The organism is Fuchsiella alkaliacetigena (genome assembly GCF_023227765.1).
Lineage (GTDB): Bacteria > Bacillota > Halanaerobiia > Halobacteroidales > Acetohalobiaceae > Fuchsiella > Fuchsiella alkaliacetigena.
Map to the genome: position 1 here is coordinate 1 of NZ_JALKBZ010000089.1, position 5,455 is coordinate 5,455.

The window sequence follows — 5,455 nt, forward strand, 5'->3', positions numbered from 1 at the left end:
ATTGCATCCTACACAATTGTAATCCTGTGAAATTGTGGTCTATAGTTAGTTTTGTATAGATTTTTATAAGCAGGTCTAAAATGACACCAATAAAAAATCTATCTCTATTAACTACTAAGTTAAAAAAGTTGATCATCTATAGAGATTTTCTCGAAGATCAGCTAATCAAAAAAATACTTAAGATAATAAAACAACTAAAAACAGACTCCTCTAATTCTCCAGAGTTAATCGATGACTATTACTATCTCTACTCGCAACTAATAGAGTTTGGAGTTAATAAAAAAATCAACGGCAACCTCTGGCAAAGTTATCTGCTAAACAAACTCTTAACTGCTAAAAATATATTTACTTTAAGCAGCGAAAGACTAGGCTCGAAGCTAGGTAGCAGTCTTCAACAAGCAGCCTTGCATGACTTAAAAATCATCCAAGAACTTTATCATTTAGACTTAAACTCTTTAGCTGAACTATTAGCAACCGAGCCTCCCAAATTAATCCAAAACTTCACTCCGGTGGAAACTGAAAAAAAGTCCACACAAGCTTTAGAACAACTGCACAAAAACTTTAAGCAAGGAGCTATTAAGCAACTAAGTAAAGAGCTAATCGATTATTACCACCAACAGGGAGCAGCTAAGTTAAATCAATATAAAGCCTTTCGCTGGAGCAGCAAACAAGGTCTAGTAGGAATTAATAATCCTGATCCTATTGAGTTCAGCGATTTAATTGGCTACCATCAACAGCAGAAAAAACTAATTGAAAATACACAGATATTTCTTAACAAGCAAAGAGCTAATAATGTACTCTTAATAGGAGCAAGCGGCACTGGCAAGTCCTCTTCAGTTAAAGCTTTAGTTAATAAGTTCGCTCAAGCTGGACTTCGTTTACTGGAAATCAACAAACAGCAACTGAGAGAGCTACCTCAAATACTAGAATTACTCAAAAAAAGAGGACTCTACTTTATCATTTTTATGGACGACCTCTCCTTTGAAGACTTCGAAACTGAATACAAGTATCTTAAGGCTATCATGGAAGGTGGAAGTGAAGTTAAGCCCAAAAATGTACTCTTTTATGCTACCTCAAATCGCCGTAACTTAATTAAGGAAAAATGGAGCGATCGTGATCCTGAAAGCGGCGAAATACATCCTGGTGATGGGCGAGAAGAACGTCACTCCTTAGTAGAACGCTTCGGGCTTACTATTCGCTATCAGTCTCCGGACCAGCAAGAATACCTTAAAATTATAGAAAAGTTAGCTGCTAAAGAGCAGCTTCCAATTGCTAAGGAAAAGTTAAGAGAAGAGGCGCTACAATGGGAACTGTGGAATAACGGTCGCTCTGGCAGAACTGCTCAACAGTTCATCAATCACTTAAAGGGAAGATTAGCACTACAAAATTCTAAAACATAGAAAGGAGAATAGAAGATGAAAAAACTGGAAATAGGTATTAGCGGACAGGCTACAGAAAAAGTTAGCCCGGAAAATACGGCTCAAAAGTTTGAAAGTGGTTTTGTCAACGTTTATGGTACTCCAGCAATGATTGCTCTAGTAGAAAAAGCTGCTAGTCAAGCAGTACAACCTTTTTTAGAGGAAAAGCAGACTACAGTAGGTACTAATCTAGAAGTGAAACATATGGCAGCTACTCCTTTAAATATGGAAGTCAAGGCTTCGGTGGAATTAATTAAGATTATGGGCCGTAGATTGGCCTTTAAGGTAGTAGTAGAAGATGAAAGAGAAAAGATCGGCGAAGGAGTTCACGAGCGTTTTATAGTGAATAAAGATAAGTTTCATCAACGGGCCCAAGTAAAAAGTAAAAAGTAAATACTACTTTAATTATGGGTCGGCCTACTGCTGGCCCATTATTATTACTTCCGAAAATTAAGCAAACAAATCTATAAAAATCTCTACTATCCGAGGATCAAATTGAGTTCCAGCACAGTCCTGTAACTCCTTTAAAGCTTCTTCTTTACTAATCCCTGACTGATAAGGACGACCTTGAGTCATCACATCGTAAGCATCTACTACCGAAATTATCCGAGAAATCAATGGAATCTGCTTTCCTCTCACCCCTCGTGGGTAACCCGAACCATCCCACCACTCATGATGATTCAAAATTCCTTGGGCAATATTGCTTAGTTCACTGGAAGATTCAGCAATTTGAAAGCCAATCTGAGGATGTTTCTTTATCTGCTGCCATTCCTCATCACTAAGCGGGCCCGGCTTCTGAATTATTTCTTCGGAAATAGCAATCTTACCTAAATCATGCAGCTCCGCTAATAAGCTTAACTCACTCAATTGATAGTCAGCTAAATCCAACTTGCGACCTATCTGCAAAGCTAACTCCTTTAACCGCTGAGCATGTTCGGAAGTTTCATAGGTCTTCTCCATTAAAGTATGCTTCATAGTAGCAATGATATTACTATGAGCACTTTTACTTTCACTTAACTTGTTTCTATACATTCTATCCTCAGCTTCTTTGAAAACCTCATCAAAGCTTTGTTTCATACTCTCCCGAACAGCATAGCCTAAGCTAATGCTAGGTTCTATAAATTCCAACTCAGTTTTTTGACAGTACGCCTTAATATCCTCACAAATTCTTTTAGCTACTCCTTCTCCACTTTGAGGTAAAAAAATTATAAACTCATCGCCTCCCCAGCGAGCTACTAAGTCTTCTTCTCGACAGGCTCTCTTCATTATTTTAGCTACTTCAATTAACAGCCTATCGCCTACTTGATGTCCAAAAGCATCATTAGTCAACTTTAAACCGTTTACATCGCCAATTACAATGGTTAAAGGCAACTGGCGTTCAGTATTATAGCGGTGAAACTCCTCTGTAAAGTAGGTTCTGTTATAAAGTCCAGTTAAGCTATCGCGAAAGGTTAAGTAGCGGATCTTCTTTTCGGCTTCTTTTCTTTTCTTAATCTCCTTTTTCAAAGACTTAACTCGCTTATCCTGATTAGTAATATCGAAAAGCTGAATTAAAATATACTTTTCTTCTCCTACTAGCAGCGGCTCTAACTGCATATTCTGCCTAATATAGCTTTGATCCTGTGGGGGAATAAAGAATTGATGTAGAGCTCCAGAACAGAACATTCCCTGATTTTTTTCCAATACATCAGTAAAAAACTTCTGGTATATACTTCGCCCAAAGACTAAATAAAGCTTAGCTAATTTCTCACCTTTAACCTCTGCTAACTCCTTACCTGTTAGTTCCACTAAGTAATTATTCCAAAAAACAATATTTAAATCTTTATCCAGAACTATAACTCCTACATCGACCTTATCTAAAACTGAAGCAAAAAAGTTATTCCGCATAGATATCATCTACTATCTGATTGATTTGATTAAGTAAGTAAGAAATAGAATAAATACTCATCATTACTAAAACAGAGCCTTTAACTGTAGTCTCCTCAACTACAAAGTCATTATGAATAATTAATAAATAATTATCCTCAGCAAAATCCACCTCTTCTTCTATTTCAAGCAAAGACAGTAGATTTACTTCTGGTAAATCATACTCAATCTTAACCTCCAGTAAATTGCCTAAGCCCCCTACCACGGCATTCAAAATTACATTTCCAATCTCTCTAATCACATCAAAATCAGCATCGGTCAATTCATCAGCACTTACCGAGTCAATATCTTCCTCTCCTAAGCACATAGCAACCAATAATTTAGACTTATCCGCTGGAAAAACCAGCTGAGCTTGACCATTAAACTGAGTTCCAAAACGAATTGAAGAAGAAACTACATGTCCTTGTAAGGCTTGAGGCAGTAATTGCTTATCCAAACCGCAGTTTTCTTCCAAATCGATCAGCTTCACCTCTGGGATTGATAGTTGCACCTTTTTATTGACCATTTCCGAAAGCAGGCTAGCGGCGTCGCCAATAGCAATATTTATAAACTCCTTTAGGGCATCCTCCTGGCTTTTAGTTAACATAATTAATCATCCTTCATCATTTTAGCTAATTTAAAAGCCTTTTCTTCGGTAAAAGGTTTATTGATAAATTTAGTTATTCCTAACTTCTTTACTTCTTCTTGCACAATCTTTTGCACATCAGCAGAAATAACCACCACTTTTATCTGCTGGTCTTCTGCTCTTATTTTAGCTAATAGTTCCTGTCCACTCAACTCAGGAATCAAAAGATCCAATAAAATAAAGTCAGGATTCTCTGCTTTATATAGTTCATATCCTTCTTGACCGTCTTCAGCTAAAATAAACTCGACTTCGCTTAAATGCTCTTTTAAATACTTAACTATAGTCTTTCTATAGAGCATAGAATCTTCAACTATCAGTACTTTCATTGACAACGCCTCCTTGATTTAAATACATGTATTATAGTTCTTTATTCAAGCATCTTAATCCTTGATTATTAAGCAAAAAATTAAAAAGATTTCTTGATTTATACAAATGATCTCCAATTTCTTATCTAAATTCAACTTTAATAAGCAGATACTTTACTACCAAGCCTACAAAAAGCCCCGTAGGAACAGAAAATAAGAGTAAATAAGGCAAGTATACAAAGATCTCTATTTGGCTTATTAAAACTGATGCTAATAAAAGTTGAGAAATATTATGAAAAATAGCACCAAGCACACTGATCACTACTATACTAAAATAGTTCTTACCCAAGGTATAAATTATCCCCATTACCATACTACTACCTAAAGCACCTGCTAAGCTAAGAAAGAAGGTAACACTAAAAAAAGTACCAATTAACAAGGAAGCTAAAATAGAACGTAAAGCTACCACACTCACAGACTCCCGAAATCCAAAAATAATAAGAGCCAGCAAGGTAATAATATTTGCCAAACCCAACTTAACACCCGGTAGAAAGAATATCTGTATCACTGGCAGCATTGTTTCAATGATATGCAGTACTATTGCACATGCTATCAATAAAGAAAGCTGTATCATTTTTCTGAGCTCCAATATCTCTTCCCCCCATTTATTAGTCTGCGGCTATGATTCTAACTAAAATTTTATTTGGTAAACAGGCAATAGTCTGTCTAGGCCGACTAATCCAATTCGTATGCACACAGATATCATTAGGACAAACTGATTCCAGCATTCGCACCTTGCCTTCTTTAAGCTGGATAATACTCTCACCTATAGGGCCCTCAATATAAATCTTTTTTTCTTTTTCCAAATCATCCATTTTAATCTCTTCAATTATCTCCCCATCTAACTTAATTACTGCCCGCTGAACACTTCCTTCTTCTTCTTCAAATCTAAAGATAAATAAAGAAAATAAAGCTAAAGCAAAAATAAGACCAATAATTATCATATCTTTTTTGCTAAGCACTTTAAAGCTCCTCTCATTAAAAGTAAATAAAGCCCTCTATTATGCATAATAGAGGGCTTTATTAAAGTAATTTTAAATTATCTATCATACGCGTCAATTTAAGCTGAATTTTGATAGTCAACTGCTGAAATAGAAAATTCCATCATCCTTTGTAAAGTT

At 35.9% G+C, this 5,455-nt stretch carries 7 protein-coding genes; 2 read left to right on the forward strand and 5 right to left on the reverse strand.

The features are described 5' to 3' along the window. Positions 1–80: 80 nt before the first annotated feature. Both MWH30_RS13360 and MWH30_RS13365 read left to right on the forward strand, forming a co-directional pair. Entirely contained in the window at positions 81–1,400 is a 1,320-nt protein-coding gene (locus MWH30_RS13360) for an ATP-binding protein (RefSeq protein WP_248664594.1), read from the forward strand. Positions 1,401–1,415: 15 nt separating this feature from the next. After that, the gene (locus MWH30_RS13365) at positions 1,416–1,811 is read left to right on the forward strand and encodes a thioesterase family protein (protein ID WP_248664595.1); all 396 of its coding nucleotides are present in this window, start codon (positions 1,416–1,418) and stop codon (positions 1,809–1,811) included. 57 nt (positions 1,812–1,868) lie between these two features. Here MWH30_RS13365 and MWH30_RS13370 read toward each other — a convergent pair whose 3' ends face one another. The 5 genes from MWH30_RS13370 to MWH30_RS13390 all read right to left on the reverse strand — a co-directional run bounded on the left by MWH30_RS13370 (position 1,869) and on the right by MWH30_RS13390 (position 5,296). Continuing rightward, positions 1,869–3,305, reverse strand: coding sequence for an HD domain-containing phosphohydrolase (locus MWH30_RS13370; protein WP_248664596.1), 1,437 nt, complete (start codon positions 3,303–3,305; stop codon positions 1,869–1,871). Further along, positions 3,295–3,930: a chemotaxis protein CheC gene (locus MWH30_RS13375; protein WP_248664597.1), complete on the reverse strand. Its 636-nt coding sequence runs from the start codon at positions 3,928–3,930 to the stop codon at positions 3,295–3,297. The genes MWH30_RS13370 and MWH30_RS13375 overlap by 11 nt, the downstream gene beginning before the upstream one ends. A gap of 2 nt (positions 3,931–3,932) precedes the next feature. After that, on the reverse strand, positions 3,933–4,295 hold the full coding sequence (locus tag MWH30_RS13380; RefSeq protein ID WP_248664598.1) for a response regulator: 363 nt from the start codon (positions 4,293–4,295) through the stop codon (positions 3,933–3,935). Positions 4,296–4,416: 121 nt separating this feature from the next. Beyond that, entirely contained in the window at positions 4,417–4,923 is a 507-nt protein-coding gene (locus tag MWH30_RS13385; protein ID WP_248664599.1) for a Gx transporter family protein, read from the reverse strand. A gap of 19 nt (positions 4,924–4,942) precedes the next feature. Beyond that, a complete protein-coding gene (locus MWH30_RS13390) occupies positions 4,943–5,296 on the reverse strand; it encodes a NusG domain II-containing protein (RefSeq protein ID WP_248664600.1) in 354 nt (117 codons plus the stop codon). Positions 5,297–5,455: the final 159 nt, after the last annotated feature.

Excerpts from the sequence above, each read along its gene's own strand:
- MWH30_RS13360 (WP_248664594.1), top strand. The coding sequence starts at position 81 with ATGACACCAATAAAAAATCTATCTCTATTAACTACTAAGTTAAAAAAG.
- MWH30_RS13370 (WP_248664596.1), bottom strand. The coding sequence starts at position 3,305 with ATGCGGAATAACTTTTTTGCTTCAGTTTTAGATAAGGTCGATGTAGGA.
- MWH30_RS13380 (WP_248664598.1), bottom strand. The coding sequence starts at position 4,295 with ATGAAAGTACTGATAGTTGAAGATTCTATGCTCTATAGAAAGACTATA.
- MWH30_RS13365 (WP_248664595.1), top strand. The coding sequence starts at position 1,416 with ATGAAAAAACTGGAAATAGGTATTAGCGGACAGGCTACAGAAAAAGTT.
- MWH30_RS13375 (WP_248664597.1), bottom strand. The coding sequence starts at position 3,930 with ATGTTAACTAAAAGCCAGGAGGATGCCCTAAAGGAGTTTATAAATATT.